Below are 17615 nucleotides of genomic sequence, written 5' to 3'. Positions count from 1 at the left end.
TGAGGTTTATAAATTCAAAATATCACCTTCTTTAGTTGGGTTAACTATTCGTGTAGACGAATGGTAATTAACTTTAGATTAGTCAGTTTTCACAACATGGTTTGAACTGAATTTAAAAAAGATTATTTGAATAATTAATAATGAAATCATGGCTATAATCTGCATATGGACTACTTGTTCTAAACTTTCATGAAAGAAAACAACTAACAGCATTTGAAGCATTCCAAATACTCCAGAAATAACAACTGGTATATATTTATCCAACGATAAGTAATAGTAAGCAAAAATATTAGACACTGCAAACATACCTGTTGCCATGGCATATTTCCATAATAAAGGTGCCATGGCTAAATAACTATCACCAAATAAAATAGCAATCATCAATTTTGGAAAAATAGCACAGGTAAGTACAATGATAAGGGCTATTGCCGCAATATAGCCTACATACTTAAACAAAATTGGGGCAGTAGCTTTACCTTCTTTTTTTAACTGAATAACCGTTGGAAGCAACAACATTACAAACATCCATGCTATAAAATATACAATACGCCCTATTAAAGCTAATGAAGCATACAACCCTGCTTCGTAAGATTCAAAATAATGCTTTACCAATAAAATATCACTATTGTTTATAATGATTTGAGTCAATTCATAAAACGCAGTAAGAATAAAAAAGTTCCTAATTTGTTTTGAGGTTGAAGAATCAATTGCGGTGGTTTTCAATGAAACATGACCTACTTTAAATGGTAATAATCCAAAAAGAAAAGAGATTAAAATACCTATTGAAATAATAACAGACGATTGTATATTAAGAAGGAATATCAACCCCAAAGTAATTACAAGTCTGCTTACCATTTCACTTTGGTACGTAATAGATAAAAATTTAAATTCTTTTTTGCCTTGAAAAACACCTCGGTTAACGCTCATTAAAAAATAAAATGGAACGCCTACTCCAAAAATAGTGAACATGGCTGATGAGGAAGTATTAAACACCTGTTGCAATTGGCTTGAAAACACAATGATTAAAACACCCATAAAAACTCCTACAATAAGCGCATTTTTATAAACTCCAAAAACAAAGCTCTTAAAAATATCAGCTTCAAATAGCACCGAAAATTTTGCAGTTACCAATTGAAAGGTCATGGCCATAAACGATAGCACCAATAAAAAGGTAATAAGCACTGCTGCATCTGCAAATTGTTCAGGTCCTAACAAACGCCCCAAAATAAGATTGTATAAATAGTTTCCTCCATTAACAATTAATACACTAAGCATAAATAATTGCTCTTGCGAAATTTTCTTCGATTTTAATATGGTTAGAATTTGCATGACTTTCATTTTTAAAAATATACTATCTTAAATTATGCTACGTTTAACAAATTCTTTGATTCATAAATAGCTTTACAACCATAACCGATAACATAAAATTCTTTATTATTCAATTCAGCTCTGCGAAAAAGGTTTTCAATAATCTCTAATCCGCTTTTATTTATTGCTGTTACCTTATCAATGTTTATGGTTACAGACTTGGTATAAGCCAATAAAAATTCTAAATGATTATGAAGCTTTTTTAATGTTGTAGAATCAATTATACCTTCTAATAAAAATATTCCGTTATTTTCTTTAATTGTAAGTGACATCATCTGTAGGTTATAGTTAATGGTTTCATTGGTTGCTGGTACAAATATCTCCCAAGAATCAACAGAGCACCAGTAAATTTCGGTGAGTTGCAATTTGCTGTAGACGAATGATTGAATTGGAATGACTAACTTGCACTATCATAAAAAACGTACAAGATGCCCAATAAATATTACATAAAATTATGCTTGTTTATCATAACAAGTTTTGCTTATGCCCAAGATATGCAAGAAGGGTTTTCCTATTTAGAAACGGGTAAATATGCTAAAGCAGAAACTTTTTTTGAGACTGTTTTAAAAAACCACTCAACTAATAAAACGGCTAAGTTATGTTATGGTCGTGCGGTTGGTTTACAAGGTCAATCTGAAAAAGCAGTGGCTATTTTTACCGATTTATTAAAAGTATATCCAAACGATTTTGAAATAAAACTTAACTATGCAGAAGCCTTACTTTGGAATAAAAACTATGCAGAAGCCAAATCATTTTATAACATTTTAATTAAAGAAGATAAACAAAGTTTCCCTGCCCTTTTAGGGTATGCCAATACACTTTCTAATCTTAAAATTTACGATGGAGCTCTAATGTTTGTAAATAAAGCTTTAAAAGTTTTACCTGGAAACCCCAATGCATTAACCTCAAAAAAATATATATATTTAGGCTATGCATATCAAAATCAACAAGCTCAAAATTACGATGAAGCCGAACGTTTATTAAAAGAAAACCTTTCTCTTTTTAAAGATGATAAAGACAGTTTATTAAATCTTGCAAACTTGTATTTAATAGCTGAAAAATTTGATGAAGCTGAAACCACTTATAATTTATTAGCAGAAAAACCTGAAAACAAACAAATTGCTTTAAATGGTTTAGCTTTAGTTTCTCATTTAAATGGCAAAGAAAAAAAAGCATTACAAATAAGCACAGAAAGTTTTTTAAGCTTAGAAACAAATACGAATCCTGAACTAAAACAAGCAACTACCGAACGCTACATACAAGCCCTCATTTGGAATAAAAAATTTAAAACGGCTAATACGCTTATTTCAAATTTAATAGAACGTAAACCAAATGAAAATTGGGTTCTTGCATTACGTGCCACTCTCAATATTTATAAAAGTGATTTTAAAAAGAGCCTAACAGATTATAATCATATCTTAAAAAACGACAGCACGTCATTTGATGGAAACTTAGGAAAAGCCAATGCCTTAAAAGCCATTGGTATTTATAATGATGCTTATCTCGCGGCAGAAAACACCCTAAAGATTTATGATAAGCAAAAAGATGCCTCAAATTTTATTAAAACCTTAAACACCAATTTCACTCCTTTTTGGGAAACAAACACCTCCTACTCGTTTGACAATGGCGATAATAAAGCCTTTAGCATACAAACCCGTATTGAATTTCCAACTTCAACAAAATTTAAATGGTTAGCAAACTATAGCTACAGAACAACCAGCAACAAGGTAACTAATAATGATGCCACCTCAAACGATTTTTCATTAGGATTATCCTACCAGCTATTGCCAAACATCACCTTTAAAGGGTTAGCGGGCGTAACCTCGGCAAAAGCCAACACAAACGATTATAATCAGTTTGTTACCAATTTAGCTTTAAATATAAAACCATTTAAACTACAAGTTTTAGATATTGGCTATAAAAGCGAAATACAAAGTTTTAATGCTGAATTATTAAATCGTGAAATTGTAATGAATAATCTGTACGCCAATTATAACCTAAGCACGAATTTCAATTTTGGATGGTTTACACAGTATTTTTATACCTGGCAAAATGACGATAATACTAGAAATCTTTTATTTACCTCGTTATATTATAACATACTTAGCAAACCTGCTTTAAAAGCAGGTTTGAACTACCAATACATTACTTTCAAAAATCAAGTCCCTACTGTTTATTTTAGCCCAGAAAAATTTAATGCTGCTGAAGTTTTTGTTAATTTGATTAAAGATGAAGCCATTACACAACCCAACGCATGGTTTTACGAGCTAACGGTCGCCACTGGATTACAATATATTGAAGACGATAACAGCCAAAGTACTTACCGCATACAAACTAAGTTAGGATATAAGTTTACGGAACGCACCCTATTAAATGTTTATGGCATTCGAAGCAATATTGCCTCTGCAACAGCAGCTGGCTTTACTTTTACTGAAATTGGGTTGCGTTTTAAATGGTATTTATTTGATAAACCTTTTTTTAGAGACTAACGTTTTGATCATGTACAATGAAGGATTAACAAACATTATCCTATATCAACTGATTCATGATATTCAATCTGCAAAAATATTTTCCAAGGAATTTCTTGTTTCCAGCCCCTAAAGTGAATGAATTTCTGTTTCGTTTAATTCCGCATCCGAAAAATTGACGCACACTTTCTTAAAATTACTTTCCTTTAAGGTGCTCCAAATTCAATTTCATCGGCCACGCGTATAAAATGTCTGTTTTTCCAAGGTTTTTTTGTAGATTCAGCCGTAATTGCGGTTATACATTGTTGGCAACTGGCTTTTTCATGTTCCAAACTGCCTTAAATGGTGGTCGGTATGTTTGTAAACCAATACTCCGATTTGTTCCTTTGTCATTTTGCCGAAAAAATCGTGGATAAAGCTCAGATTATTAAATTTTTCATATTCTTTAATTAATGAAATCCATTCTGATTTTTCATATTCAATATTACCAGTCGATTCCTTTACTTTAAACTGGTCGGAAGTGGGAATGTTTTTATCAAAAGGCTTCTCGTCCTTTATCATTTTCTTCAAAGCTATTTTTCCAAATATTTTCCCCAAAAAAGCTTGTTTATACTTGTGATTTTCTTTTCCAAGAATCCATTTATTCCAATAAGTATTGTGTTTGAGCATTTGGATAAGGTTCATTTTACCCCATTCGGCATTATTTTCTTTGTTGATTTTGTTAATTCTATTGATAAGTTGTTCTCGAATATTTTTGTCAAAAATTGTTTTCATTCGTTCAATTTTATTTTAGCTAAATTAACCGATTGAGTCTAATTTTAAATTGTCCTATGACAAGAAATGGACTCATTTTTAGTTATCTAGTCCTGAAATATGGCTACAGGTTAATAATTGATTTACGCTGTTTTGGATTTGTTAACTTTACTCGGGCATAAAATTTAGCAAAAACCATTTGTTTAGTTTTTTATTTGACTTAAAACTAAGACAAATTGTTTTTGCGGACAAATGAATTTTAAACTCTCATTTTAAGCTTCAAACCGTATTAATTTTAGCCGGTGTTGGGTAATGGCTTTATTGTGTATAATAAATGACTTTAGTTTATAGTTTTAAAAAAAACAATTCGATGTTGTATTTTTCTATCTTTTAATTTTTTTTCAATTATCTCATATTCAATTTTTTGATTCTGATATTCTTTATAATCAATTATATAGTCTTTTATTTTCATGTCAAGATGAATATTTGTCAATGACAACGAATCTTTTCTTTTCATTTTTTTTACCTCATATGAGTTTTGACTTCTGTATGATCTATTTTGTGAATAAATTTTAATAAATGATAATTTATTATTGAATTTCGAGTAATCTATAGAATCTATGTACTTTATATATTCTGCAGGTATAATTTTGTTATGTATTTTTTCATTAAAGCTTTCATATTCTTTTTTGGTTGGAACTAAACTAATAATGTTTAAATTCAAATTATTTAGAAATTCAAGCCCTTTTTTATCAGTTAAATTTTTAAATTTTGTCTGAGCTTGAAAACTAATACTTAATGAAAATATTAAGATTAGTAAAATAATTTTCTTTTTCATTTTTCATTTTTTTTTGCTGTTACCCAACGGTTAGTATAAGAAACGTAGGGCAGGTAATAAGCACTACATATTGGTTTTAACACTTAGCTAAATATAAACGTTTTGCTTTTATTTTTGGTTTAAATACCAAATTTTATATTTAGCGAACTTTGTAAATAAACACAGAACTTTGGAGTTAACACAAATGCCCTATGTTTTTTATGCATTGTTGTAAACTGTGCTTTATTTCAAGAGTTTCTCGTCAACTAAATAACAATTCCCTCGTGTTCTTGAAAAAGCAACATATAATTTGTTTTTTGTCCGATTCGCTAAATTATTTAAATCGTCTTTTTTATATAATTTAAAAGTTGTAGCATTCATAATTATACAAGTATCAATATAATCATCTTCTCCTTTACATTCTCCCCAGTTTTTTGCTCTAAAATCTCTTTTGTTAGCATTGTTATACACCAACTTTATTATTGAATTATCTTTTATAATTGAAGATAATTTTTCTTTGTCTTCAATTAATATAATTTCAGTTGGGTCAGTTCTGTGTGAGCCGATTAGAATACCTAAGTTTTCTGAAATATAATTACATATTGTAGGACTGCATCTCCAACTATTGCTCAAGGTTTCTAAGTCAATAGAAATATTAAAGTCTTCATACCTTTTCAAATATTTGTCATAATCTTTGTGTAGAGTTCCATTTACATTTCTGTCAAAACTTGTCACATATGTTTGTTGATAGAAGTCTCCTACAAATAGGAAATTGACATTGGATTTTGATAGTTCCATTATAAAATTAAAATCGTGACCTCCTAAGTCTTGTACTTCATCATAATAAAAGTGGTCACAGAATTTTTCTAACCTTAACTTAATATCTTCTATTAAATTTTCGTGTTCTATTAATTTTCCCAACCTATTGTGATAAGCATAACCACTTTTACTTATGTACTTTCTGATATTTGAATTTTTGAAATAATTAGTTGGCTCTGGCGAATTTTCAAGAAAAACTCCCTTGAGATTATACTTATAGAATAAAAAAGGTTTTATACAGAAGCTATATAGAAAATTGAAATAAGTGAATACTTTTATGTTGTTGGGTAAATAGCCAAACTTTTTAATAATTCTTAACCGAATTAAGCTTGCATTTGTAATTGTATAAGTAACTAAATAAAATCTTTCTGTTAAATTTAGTTTATCTATTAGATTGGTCGTTTTTCCTGAGCCAGCAACAGCTAAGATTAATTTTTTATCAACCATTCTATTGCTTCTTTTATGTAGGTAGGAACTTTAAGTTCTTCACTTTTTTTATCTAATAATTCAAATGCACAATCAGCTTTTTCATCAAGCATAAAGTCCTGAACTGATTTAGTTTTCCTCCCAGGTAGAAATAAGTCATTACAAATTTTTGTATTGGTATTAAACATTGATATTTCAAATGTTGAAATTGAATTATCCGTTTCGGAGAATACCTTAATGTTTGGAGTTATATATTTAGAATATCTATCTATACAGTTTTTTTGGTAGTCATTGTCATTGTCTCTGATTACAGCTGTTTTGACTTCAAGTAATTTTGATATTTCTAAATATCTTTTAAAACTTGTTCCTCCAACAGAAATTATATGACAATTTAGTTCATTAGGTTTTTTACTTGTTATTATCTCAAAAAATCGTTCTAGGAGTATGAATTCTGCATCTCCTTCAACTAAAATCACTTTTTTAGATAGAATAAATTCTAATATATTATTATCTGGTGCTTTCATAAAAAAGCTAGCAGTAGAGTCTTCTAAATGGCTTAAATTTATTGAAATAGAACTATTGCTATTTAGTAAAATTGTATTTCTTAAATCTAACCTAGAACTTATTAAGTTACTATGAGTAGCAATAAAGATTTGTTTATTCTTAGAATCATCTATTCGAGAAATTAGATTTTTCATATTTAAATGACTTAGATGATTTTCAGGTTCTTCTAATAAGATGAAATCTAATTCATTTTGATTCTTTTGTAGTGCAAATTCTGTTTTTATAAAGCATTGACGACCTTTACCTTTATTTTGAATATCAATATTTTCTTCAGTAATTGTTAAGTCAGTAACTAGATTGGATTTTTTATCGTTTTTAATTCCAAATTTGTAGTCTCCAGTTTTCTTATTTACATCTTCTAATATTGTCTCTCTGTAATTATTTTTATATTTACGATATTCATTTAAATGTTTATTTCTCTCTGATAAAGTAACGTGACTATCATACAAAGTTTTTATGTATTGATTTGTAGCATATTCATTATTAATTAATGTGTTGTCTAAAAGTATATGCTTAAAATCTTTTCTGAAACTTAAATAAGGTTGTCCAGAAAATTTATGAAATGCAATAGAATAATATTCGAAAGGAAAGTTTTGTTTTCCTTCTGCCAAAATCTCTGAAATATCTTTGCTTAATTCATCTCTAGGTTCACAGATTAATGAAATTCCAAATTTGTCAATTCCTTCACTATTGTTTCTCCCGTAATAATCGTCTTTATCTCCTAGATTGTCGAAATATAATTCAACTTTAAGTTTTGGTAAGGTTTCATAAGTATTGGTAAGAAAGAAATTTTCTATGGATTTTGAATTAAAAAGTAAATCTAAGCCTTCTGTTTCAATTCTGTTTCTACTTCCTCTTAGAGTCAAATCAATTGCTAAGAGAATTGAGCTTTTTCCTGATTCATTATCTCCAATTATGACATTCAGATTGTCTTTAAAATCTACCTCTAAAAATTCGAATTTTTTGAAGTTAAAAAGTTTTAGTTTCGTTAATTTCATAGTTAGTTCGAATCTTTTTTTGGCATTGTTTACAACTAAAAGATAAGAACACATCTTATCAATGGTCAATTATATTTACGACGAAATATACCACAAATAAATAAAAAAAGGCAAAAAACTTTCGTCTTTTGCCTTACTACAAAGAATAATTTGCTATTAATTAGTCCAGGAGTAATTTTATTGTTTTGTAAGTTGTATTACTACTTTTAATTTTACAGAAATACAATCCAGAACTTAAACCTTCTCTTTTTAAAACCAGCTTATTTTCACCTTTTACAGCACTAAAACCTATTTGTTTAACTAAGCTCCCTACTTGATTATACACCATTAGCTCAACGCTTTCAGATGTCTGTGCTGTAAAATAAAAACTTGATCTTGTTTTCATTGGGTTTGGAGTGGCAAATACATCTGTTTCATCCTCTAAACTAACATTTTCAATAGCAAGTGTACTTGTACTATTAGTTGAAAAACGCAACTGCTCTAAAGTCATTTCTTTTGTAGTTTCTTCTCCATTTTCAGCCAACATAGTGAATACTATAGAAGTAACATCGGTTACTTCCATAGGCACACCACTAGTAGACTTAAAATCTGAAAACAACAAAGTATAATCCTTCAAATCATCTGTTAATTCTATACTTGTTTTATATTGTGTTTCCCAATTGGCAACAGTTTCTTTCACCAATCTAACAATAAGTGTTCCTGTACCCTTTGCCTGCAATTTAAAACTCACATAACCTGTTAAATCTATGGGATTAAATTTTGGTGTTAATGCTCTATAAGCTGCAACATAATCGCTTGTGGTAGCTTTTAAAGTTATATTTCGTTCTATAGGGTATTCCTCAGTATCAAACTGAGTTTCATTAGCTTTAACAGCATAGTTTATTACGGAAGTTGTTGAAGCCGCATCATCATATCCCCAAGGACCATCAGACATAAATAAATCATCAGGAGTGGCTACTCCATCACCAATTCTAAAACCAATATCAAACAAGCTTCCTGCATCTACTTCAATTTCAGAAATATAATCCCCATTTAGGTTTATGGTAGAGGCCACATAGGCTACACTTTCAGTTTCTGTGCTTCTTAAACCACCGTCAAACGCAACAGACTCACTTCTATTGGTATTTACAATTTGCAAGTTTAACTTACCGTTTTGATATTGACCTGATCTTACAAATACCGTTGGGGGCGTTGAGTTGTTGTAACTTATTATTGGTTTTTGAACCGCTATTAAGCGAAGTACTTCTTCGCCTAAGCTATATAAATCATCTAAAGAGTTTGACCATATTTGAAAATTATAATACCCAACATTACTTTCATATTTATCTAAATTCCAATGACTTTCAACTGCAAAATCAGCCTCATTGTTTATTGATTTTACTGAGAGACTCAATACAAATTCTAAAGAGCCATCTATATTTCTAATTAATGATTTTATGAATTTTTGTTCATTAATTTCAATAGTTGATACCGAAATTAACTCTGCCCCCAACAACCTGTCGCAAATATATTTGGTATGCTCATAAACACCATCTTCAGTTTCAAGAACTAATATGGAAGCTACGGCTGTATCTTGTCTCATATAATCTACCGAATAAACTTTGGTAGCATTTGTAATATCAATCAAATCATTTGGAGAAGACTCTATAACATCATCTTCATTTATAACTTCAAGAGGTACTAAATCAGACAATTGAAATACGCCTTTGGCAGATGATGCCTTACCATATACTTTTGATTTTGAAAAACGCTTTGCTAACGTTTTATCAAATTTATAATTGCTCTTTGCTCTATTAAAATTACGTTTACTAATTTGTTGTGACAGCCTATTATTACTTTCTAACCCCCCTGCATTAGCACTTGATGAAGCCGATAATTCTATAACCGGACAACCTGCATAGCCTGAACAAGATGGGTCTTCACAATCCGTTAAGCCATCTCCATCATCATCAATTCCGTTATCACAAATTTCTTGAGGTACTGGGGCTGTTGGACAACGTGCACCATCATTTGATGAACTGGATGGACCAAAAGCAAAAAGGTTAGACTCCATAATATTAGTTCCTGTTAAATTCTGAACATTTTGAATAACATAAATAGTTCCTGTTTCATTAGCCGAAACGTAAAAACGCCCCGAAGCATCAAAATAAACAGCACCATAAGTGTATTTTAATCCTGAAAGAATGGGTACAGCACCTAAATTTTCCATGCTTCCTGTTTCAGCTTCAATTCTATATAAAATATTGGTTTTCTTTTCAACAGTATACAATTTACCATCTACTGCATTAAAAGCCCAATCATGAATATTAATACTTTTTGATAAATCTAATGTTTTAATATATTTTCCGTAGTTATTAGATTCTGGATTTAAGTTAATAGTATAATAAGTGGTACCCCCCGATTTCAAATAGTAAATACCATCTGCACTTACATCGCCAACATACCGATTATTAGTTGGTAATTCATCTATATAAAAAGTAGTAGTTTCAAAGTTTTTCCCAATTCGTACAATAGATTTGTCTGGTGTACTTAAAGAGCCCCAAATATAACCGTCAGCTGGATTATAAGCTGTTGCATTAATATTTCCTCCTGTAATATTGGTGGCAACTTCATATGAGTTTCCAGATGCTAAATCAATAGCAAACACATCATTGTATTGAAACAAGTAAGCATTATAATCGCAATTAAACGGTACATCTTGTGCCTGAGTTGTAGTGTAAAAAAGAATTAATAATAGTAGTATTTTTTTCATGATATAAGTATTTATATCTCAAAAATATACTTCTATTGATTGTTATATTTTAATTTTCGTTGGATGAAAATTAAGTGTAGACGAATGGAAAGTTAAGCTCGTTTAGATATTTTATAGCAAATTTAATCGTTTCATTAATTCAGGTCTGTTTGAACGACTTACAGGAATAACATCTTTTTTAATTAACACACTATTATCCTCAATATCAATTATTTTTTGAACATTAATTATATATGAACGGTGTATTTTTAAAAATAAATTGTCTGGTAATTTATCTGCAATTTTTTTCAATGTTGAATGCACGGTGTGGTTTTTATCTTCCGTTTTGATTAGAATGTAATCGCCTTTGGCTTCAACCAAATAAATACTTGGTATATCAATTTTTATAAGACGCCTATCAATATTTACATATAAATCGTTACCTGATGTTGATACACCTTTATCATCATTTGAAGTGTCATCATCTTTAATTATTTCAGTTTTTTCAGCTTTTAAAACCGCTTTTTCAAAACGAGGTAACAAAATTGGTTTTACTAAATAATCAACTATGCAATCATACTCAAAAGCTTCAATGGCAAATTGAGAATCTGATGTTACTAATATAATTTTAGGTGGATTTTTTAAAGTTTGTATAAAATCAAACCCTGTAAAATCTGGCATATGGATGTCTAAAAAAATTAGATCCACTTCATTCTGATTTAAAAATTTAATTGCTTGAATTGCATTAGGAAACTCTTCTAAAACGGTAAGGTTTTTCATAGTTGAGCAAAATTGACTAATTATAGCTCTAGCAGTAGCCTCATCATCAATAATAATACAATTCATATATGCTAATTATAACGTTGTTAAATAATTAGTCATGGTATTTAATATAGATTCAAATTCTTTACTTAGGTTTTTATTGCCTTCCAATAAATTATTTTCAAACGCTACAGCAATATCATAACTTTTTCCAAGCCCTAAAATACTAATTTTATGCTTAAGTTTATGTACATTTTCAGCAGTCATTTTTAAATTTCCTACAGTCAAATTTTCATAATATGTTTCTATTTCTTCTGGAAGTTCCTTTTTAATAATATCAATTAATTTTTGCTCAAAAGCCGTATCTCCTCCAGACATGCTATGTATATATGATAAATTTGGTTGTTCCATAAGCTTATTTTTTTAAAGTAAAATAAAAGGTAGTGCCTTTGCCTAATTCAGATTCTAACCAGACCTTACCTCCATAAATATCAATAATTTTTTTTACTATTGATAATCCAATACCTGTTGATTTTGAATTGTTTTCTAATTTTCCAAAGGTTTTAAATATTTTTTCAAAGTATGCAGCGTCAATACCCTTTCCATTATCTTTTACATAGAATTCCCAAAAATCTGTTTGATTTTTAAAACCAATTTCTATAAATCCGTTTTCTTTATCATTATATTTTATGGCATTATCAATCATGTTTTGAAAAAGCTGCTGTAATCTGTATTTATCACCATTAATCACTGGTAATTGAGATGCTTTTTTAATTGAAATCGTATTTGGTATTTCTATAGTTTCTAAAATATCATCAATTAATTTATCAATATCTACATCATAAAATTCAGATTTATTTTTATTTATTGTTGTATAATCTAAAATGCCACTTATTAAATTATCCATTTTTTCAACATTGTTTCGTATTAAATCTAAACTCTCATGTCCATTGGCATCAATTTTATCTTTATAATCATCTTTCAGCCATGTAGTTAATGTATAAATACTACGTAAAGGCGATTTTAAATCATGAGAAACCATGTGTGCATAATCACTTAATTCTTGATTTTGTTCTGCCAATTTTTGTAAAACCTTTTCTCGTTGTGCATTTATTTCAATAATGTCTTTGGTTTGACTATCTAAAAAATTAACTAAATGCAAGCCTGTAAGTTCTGTTTCATTGGCATTAATACCTTCTGGCAATTCATAAACTTTTAATGTATTAATAACATTTTTTAATTTATCTATAACTTCTTGTTGTTCTTTAGCTTCGTTTTGTAATTTTTGGTTAGCAGTAAATAGCTCTTCTGAACTTATGCTCATAGCGCGTTGCAACATGGCAAAATGTTCATCATAATTATTATAAGATTTATTTACAGAATCTATAAAAAGCTCCATATTAGGATTCATAGATTCTGTATTTAAATACTTACGTACCTGTCTTTTTAATAATGAATTCATTATTCACTTAGTAATGTTACCGTCATTGTTTGATTGTGTAATTGACAAGATACTTCGCCATGAAACGGGGCTATTTCTCCATAAGAATATAATCCTGTTACAGCTATACCATCTCCAATAACTTGAGTTACCTCTTCAACTTCTTCTTCAACACGTTGGTCTAAAACTATTTTTCTACCTATACAGCTTACCAACATAGCCAATTCTGGTTTCTTTTCACGCAAACTCAAAGCTTGTCTAGCAGCTTTTTCTGAGGCATTTGCTATATTATCAACATTAGTCATCATGAGTTGTACTTTTGAATTTTCTGGAATATCTCCAGCCAAAATCATGGTATTATTGACTTCATCTATATTCAAAATAGACCTTACAATAGATTGTTTTTCATCTGAGCTTTTTACATTTAAAGGATACAATAAAGCTGCACTTGGAAGTTCTTTAGATTTGTCGCCTAAATATTTTTTATAAATATCTAATGCTGGTAAATTATCTAATTCGTACAACACATTTCCCTCAGATTTTGTTACCATACGTTCTGGTCCAAAAGGTGTCCAACCTCCATATATTGAGAATGACACTTCTAAAGATGCACCATAAAATCCAATAGCAATAATTTCACCTGGTTTAGGATTTTCGTTATATGACGCTATGGTTTTTTCAAACCGATCTGAATCACCACATAAAGCACCTGTAATCAAAACATTATCATTGGTAGCCTTGTTCATACCTTTTGTTAATCCACTGCCATTTATAAAACTACCTTCTGAAACTACAAAAACATATTTTAAGCCTTCTGTTGGAAATTGTTTTATTAAATCAGTTCCTGTTTTAAAACTATCAAAATCGGCATTTAAAACATTGCTTGTTCTAATTAAAAAAGAAGTTTTTTGAAATTCAATAGCAGTAATGGTTATGGCATTTTCGTTAACAGATTCAGCTGTAATATCTGCACATGAAGAACCAAAAACAATATCACCATCAGGAAATAGTGTTTTAATTTCTGAATAAATAGTATCGCTTTCTAATAAAAATCTATTACCAAAAACCAAAACAAGAGGCTTAACAAGTTTAATGTTAGCACTCATATATTTCCAATCTTGATTTTCTTTTTTTGTTAATTGTACTATTTTCATGTTATTTTCTTATTGTAAAATAGAACGTAGTACCAATATTAGGTTCACTTTCTAACCAAATTTTACCATTATGTAATTGCACAATCTTTTGTACAATAGATAATCCTATACCCGAAGAATCTTTACTTTTTTTAAGAGAATGAAATACTTTAAATATTTTATCATGAAATTCTTTTTCAATTCCCATCCCATTATCTTGTATGGAAAATTGATAATAATCACTTAACTCCACAACTGAAATATTTATAATCCCTTTTTCTTTATCAATAAACTTAACAGAATTACTAATTAAATTTTGAAACACTTGTTGTAATTTGGTTTTATGACCTAAAACTATTGGTAATGTGTTGGCTATGTTTATTGAAATATGTTCTGGGATGTATAATATTTTTATTAGATCTTTTAATAAATCATTGGTATTGATTTCTATTTTTTCACCTTCATCCGTACCAACACTGGAATAATCTAAAATATCTGAAATTAATTGCTCCATTTTTTCTAATGTAGTTTCAATTAAATCAAAATTTTGATTGGTTACAGCATCCAATTCACCTGCATTATCTTCTTTAATCCAACTTACCAATGCATTAATACTTCGTAATGGCGATTTTAAATCATGTGATACAATATGTGCATATTCTTGTAGTTCGCTATTGCTTTTTTCTAATTCGCTTAAAAGGTTTTCTTTTTGAATTTCAAGGTTTTTAATGTCTGTAATATCAAAATTCACACCTATTGAGCCTATAACTTTTCCTTCTAAATTATAATTTGGCGCTCCACTTATTAACCAATGTCTTAACTCGCCATCTTTTTTTCTAATTCGTAACTCATACGAATCTGTTTTTCCTCTTTTTCTATTTTTTACCTGCTCTTCAATAAGTTCTTTATCGTCTGAAACAGGCAGAATATCTTTACCTCTTACTCCAATTAGTTCTTCTTCAGAATACCCTGTCATGTTAATAAAACTTTGATTTACCATCAAAATCTTATCATCTAAATCTAACTCTACAAGTCCTAAATTAACATTCGAAATAATATTATAATATTTCTGTTTTTCTGCTTCTAAACTCTTTCTATAATTTCTACTTAGCGTCACATCCTTAAAGGTCCATAAATATCCTTTTGATTTTTTATTAAGAAAAATGGGGACATAATTTCTTTCCAAAATTTTACCATCAACCATTTCTAACTCATCACCAACAATACTTTGTTTCTGTTCAACTATTTGATTCATTCTACTTAAAAAACCTTCAGGATCTTTAAATAAAAGACTATTTTGCTTAGAAGATACTTTACAATTTAATCCTATTAACTCCGTTGGTGGCAAATCAATATTAAAAAGTTCAGTAAATTTCTTATTAGTTAGAATAATATTTCTGTTTTCGTCTTCAAGAACAACACCTCTATCTAAATTAAGAATTAAGGTTGCCAATCTATTCTCTGATTCTTTCAGCTTTTCTTCTGCCTCTTTTTCTTTTGTAATATCTCTAATAATACCTTGTGCAGCTACTGCTATTCCGTCATCATAAATAATACTTGCATTTACATGTATTAATTTTTCAGTTTTTAAATTTGTTGTTATTTTTAATTCGAAATTGGTTAATGAACCCGATTTTAATAATTTTTGAAATGAAGCAGAAACATATTCATAATCATTTGGACTTACCATATTCATTAGGTTGAAATCTATCTTATCATCTTCAAAACCTAACAATTCTAATGCGGCATCATTCATTTTTAAAATATTGCCAAACATATCCATTATTAAATATGCATCTACAATGTTTTCAAATACACCTTGTAATTGAGAGTCTTTTTTAGTGAGTAATATTTCAAGTTCTGAATATGATTTTTCTAACCTTCTATTTGTTTCGTATAATTCAGCAGCTTTTTTTTCTAGTATAGATTCAGCTTGTTTTCTTGCAGCCCTTTCACGTGCAAGTGCCCGCTGTAAAATATCAATCTTATCTTGATTCATTATTTTTTATTAATTGTAAACCTAACTTCGGTACCATCTTCCTTTAATTTTTCTAATAAAATGGTAGCTTTAGCATTAAAATGCTCAAAGGTTTTATTCATTAACCCCAAACCAAAATGATGCATTGCTCTACTTGATTTATAAATTAATGTTAATGAATTTTTGCTTTTTTCAACCACTTCAAAAGTCGGTAATTCTGCGTCAGGATAAATTTTTCGAACTTCTATATGGATATGGTTTTCAATAGAAGAAAGCATCTCTATAGGATCACTATAAGATGCAAGAAGTCCTGGATAACTTTTTTCTAAAACACTAAAAAAATGCTCTGCATATACTAATAATAAATTGTCTATTGAAATATCAGTGTTTTCGCTTAAATGTTGAAGTAACTGGAGCATTTCTGAAAACTTGTAAGTCCCAACAGATGTATATACCCCTCCTGAATCTAAATTGGAATCATTGATAATTTTATCAACCATTTCTAATCCAAATTTCTCTTCAACTAAATCTAAAAACTCCGTAAAAACAATGCCCTTCATTATATTTTTTTTAATTCATTAATACTCCAATAGGCTAAAAGTTTTTCAATTTTAGACACATAATCTTCGTATTTCAATGGTTTTAAAACATAACCTGCTATCCCTATTCTATAACATTCTAATAAATCTTTTTGATTATTAGATGTCGTTAAAATAATAGTAGGTATGTATTTTAATACGTCATCTTTTTTAAGAATACCTAAAAATTCAATACCATTAATTTTTGGCATGTTTAAATCTAACAAAATTATATCAGGTAAGTCTTCTTTTTTTTCTAAAATCTTTAAAGCATGTTCACCATTATTAGCTTCAATAATTTTATGATTGAGTTTAAGAGATGAAACTGCTCTGTTTAGCTTCATTATTTCAATCATATCATCTTCAATAAGCAATATTTTTAAAACATTTGTCATGATACTTGACGTTTAAGTGAGCTACAAAAATAGTTTTAATAAGGCTTTATTTTATTACGAAATCGTTAATGAGATTTTAGGTGTAGACGAATGGAAAAAAAGTGTCGTTGAATGGTTTTGTTTGATATTTATAAATATTAATCAAGAAAATTAAAAACCCTATAATACGCTCTAATTGATTAAAATACGACTAACACTACACGTATTTTCTTTCTTTTTAAACATTGTGAATGTTAACTAGATTAATCCAGTAAAAATAAATAAAAAATAACCATAACTAAATACTATAAAAAAAGCTATATCAGAAAACAGTTTTGTTTGAATAACAAACATCAAAAAATATAACGCATGATATTTTTGACTAAATTTAAAATTTATATACTA

At 28.9% G+C, this 17615-nt stretch carries 15 protein-coding genes; 1 reads left to right on the top strand and 14 read right to left on the bottom strand.

The genetic code is table 11. The features are described 5' to 3' along the window. Positions 1–78: 78 nt before the first annotated feature. Positions 79–1329, bottom strand: a complete 1251-nt coding sequence (locus APS56_RS15680; RefSeq protein WP_054731441.1) for an oligosaccharide flippase family protein — start codon at positions 1327–1329, stop codon at positions 79–81. A gap of 32 nt (positions 1330–1361) precedes the next feature. Beyond that, the gene (locus APS56_RS15675) at positions 1362–1733 is read right to left on the bottom strand and encodes an STAS domain-containing protein (protein WP_054730562.1); all 372 of its coding nucleotides are present in this window, start codon (positions 1731–1733) and stop codon (positions 1362–1364) included. 63 nt (positions 1734–1796) lie between these two features. Between APS56_RS15675 and APS56_RS15670 the strand changes: the two genes are divergently transcribed. Next, positions 1797–3857, top strand: coding sequence for a tetratricopeptide repeat protein (locus APS56_RS15670; protein ID WP_054730559.1), 2061 nt, complete (start codon positions 1797–1799; stop codon positions 3855–3857). A gap of 300 nt (positions 3858–4157) precedes the next feature. Here APS56_RS15670 and APS56_RS15665 read toward each other — a convergent pair whose 3' ends face one another. The 12 genes from APS56_RS15665 to APS56_RS15610 form a co-directional block, all read right to left on the bottom strand. Beyond that, positions 4158–4610, bottom strand: coding sequence for a DUF1569 domain-containing protein (locus tag APS56_RS15665; RefSeq protein WP_054730557.1), 453 nt, complete (start codon positions 4608–4610; stop codon positions 4158–4160). 319 nt (positions 4611–4929) lie between these two features. After that, positions 4930–5427 carry a hypothetical protein gene (locus APS56_RS15660; RefSeq protein WP_054730554.1) on the bottom strand — a complete coding sequence of 166 codons (498 nt, stop codon included), beginning with the start codon at positions 5425–5427 and terminating at the stop codon, positions 4930–4932. A gap of 222 nt (positions 5428–5649) precedes the next feature. After that, the gene (locus APS56_RS15655) at positions 5650–6672 is read right to left on the bottom strand and encodes a DEAD/DEAH box helicase family protein (RefSeq protein WP_054730551.1); all 1023 of its coding nucleotides are present in this window, start codon (positions 6670–6672) and stop codon (positions 5650–5652) included. Further along, positions 6654–8213 carry an ATP-dependent nuclease gene (locus tag APS56_RS15650; RefSeq protein WP_054730547.1) on the bottom strand — a complete coding sequence of 520 codons (1560 nt, stop codon included), beginning with the start codon at positions 8211–8213 and terminating at the stop codon, positions 6654–6656. The genes APS56_RS15655 and APS56_RS15650 overlap by 19 nt, the downstream gene beginning before the upstream one ends. 160 nt (positions 8214–8373) lie before the next feature. After that, positions 8374–10965: a DUF6923 family protein gene (locus tag APS56_RS15645; protein WP_054730544.1), complete on the bottom strand. Its 2592-nt coding sequence runs from the start codon at positions 10963–10965 to the stop codon at positions 8374–8376. A gap of 111 nt (positions 10966–11076) precedes the next feature. Beyond that, entirely contained in the window at positions 11077–11790 is a 714-nt protein-coding gene (locus tag APS56_RS15640) for a LytR/AlgR family response regulator transcription factor (protein ID WP_054730541.1), read from the bottom strand. A 9-nt stretch (positions 11791–11799) separates the two neighbouring features. Further along, positions 11800–12117: an Hpt domain-containing protein gene (locus APS56_RS15635; RefSeq protein WP_054730537.1), complete on the bottom strand. Its 318-nt coding sequence runs from the start codon at positions 12115–12117 to the stop codon at positions 11800–11802. Positions 12118–12121: 4 nt separating this feature from the next. After that, positions 12122–13168 carry a sensor histidine kinase gene (locus tag APS56_RS15630; protein WP_054730534.1) on the bottom strand — a complete coding sequence of 349 codons (1047 nt, stop codon included), beginning with the start codon at positions 13166–13168 and terminating at the stop codon, positions 12122–12124. Further along, positions 13168–14301 carry an FIST signal transduction protein gene (locus APS56_RS15625; protein WP_054730532.1) on the bottom strand — a complete coding sequence of 378 codons (1134 nt, stop codon included), beginning with the start codon at positions 14299–14301 and terminating at the stop codon, positions 13168–13170. Before APS56_RS15625 ends, APS56_RS15630 begins: the two co-directional genes overlap by 1 nt. Position 14302: 1 nt before the next feature. Further along, positions 14303–16279 (bottom strand): PAS domain-containing sensor histidine kinase, encoded by a 1977-nt coding sequence (locus APS56_RS15620; protein ID WP_054730529.1) that lies wholly within the window; start codon positions 16277–16279, stop codon positions 14303–14305. Further along, the gene (locus tag APS56_RS15615; protein WP_054730527.1) at positions 16279–16818 is read right to left on the bottom strand and encodes a heme NO-binding domain-containing protein; all 540 of its coding nucleotides are present in this window, start codon (positions 16816–16818) and stop codon (positions 16279–16281) included. The genes APS56_RS15620 and APS56_RS15615 overlap by 1 nt, the downstream gene beginning before the upstream one ends. Then, entirely contained in the window at positions 16818–17231 is a 414-nt protein-coding gene (locus tag APS56_RS15610; RefSeq protein ID WP_054730524.1) for a response regulator, read from the bottom strand. Before APS56_RS15610 ends, APS56_RS15615 begins: the two co-directional genes overlap by 1 nt. Positions 17232–17615 lie beyond the last annotated feature (384 nt).

The sequence above is a fragment of the Pseudalgibacter alginicilyticus genome (assembly GCF_001310225.1).
In the GTDB taxonomy this organism is placed as follows: Bacteria; Bacteroidota; Bacteroidia; order Flavobacteriales; family Flavobacteriaceae; genus Pseudalgibacter; species Pseudalgibacter alginicilyticus.
This window is presented reverse-complemented; position numbering and strand designations above follow the sequence as displayed.

What these genes read in the sequence shown, in the direction of transcription:
- APS56_RS15640 (WP_054730541.1), bottom strand. Translation starts at nt 11,790, where the DNA reads ATGAATTGTATTATTATTGATGATGAGGCTACTGCTAGAGCTATAATT.
- APS56_RS15680 (WP_054731441.1), bottom strand. Translation starts at nt 1,329, where the DNA reads ATGCAAATTCTAACCATATTAAAATCGAAGAAAATTTCGCAAGAGCAA.
- APS56_RS15620 (WP_054730529.1), bottom strand. Translation starts at nt 16,279, where the DNA reads ATGAATCAAGATAAGATTGATATTTTACAGCGGGCACTTGCACGTGAA.
- APS56_RS15665 (WP_054730557.1), bottom strand. Translation starts at nt 4,610, where the DNA reads ATGAAAACAATTTTTGACAAAAATATTCGAGAACAACTTATCAATAGA.
- APS56_RS15630 (WP_054730534.1), bottom strand. Translation starts at nt 13,168, where the DNA reads ATGAATTCATTATTAAAAAGACAGGTACGTAAGTATTTAAATACAGAA.
- APS56_RS15635 (WP_054730537.1), bottom strand. Translation starts at nt 12,117, where the DNA reads ATGGAACAACCAAATTTATCATATATACATAGCATGTCTGGAGGAGAT.
- APS56_RS15610 (WP_054730524.1), bottom strand. Translation starts at nt 17,231, where the DNA reads ATGACAAATGTTTTAAAAATATTGCTTATTGAAGATGATATGATTGAA.
- APS56_RS15660 (WP_054730554.1), bottom strand. Translation starts at nt 5,427, where the DNA reads ATGAAAAAGAAAATTATTTTACTAATCTTAATATTTTCATTAAGTATT.
- APS56_RS15615 (WP_054730527.1), bottom strand. Translation starts at nt 16,818, where the DNA reads ATGAAGGGCATTGTTTTTACGGAGTTTTTAGATTTAGTTGAAGAGAAA.
- APS56_RS15645 (WP_054730544.1), bottom strand. Translation starts at nt 10,965, where the DNA reads ATGAAAAAAATACTACTATTATTAATTCTTTTTTACACTACAACTCAG.
- APS56_RS15625 (WP_054730532.1), bottom strand. Translation starts at nt 14,301, where the DNA reads ATGAAAATAGTACAATTAACAAAAAAAGAAAATCAAGATTGGAAATAT.
- APS56_RS15670 (WP_054730559.1), top strand. Translation starts at nt 1,797, where the DNA reads ATGCCCAATAAATATTACATAAAATTATGCTTGTTTATCATAACAAGT.
- APS56_RS15655 (WP_054730551.1), bottom strand. Translation starts at nt 6,672, where the DNA reads ATGGTTGATAAAAAATTAATCTTAGCTGTTGCTGGCTCAGGAAAAACG.
- APS56_RS15650 (WP_054730547.1), bottom strand. Translation starts at nt 8,213, where the DNA reads ATGAAATTAACGAAACTAAAACTTTTTAACTTCAAAAAATTCGAATTT.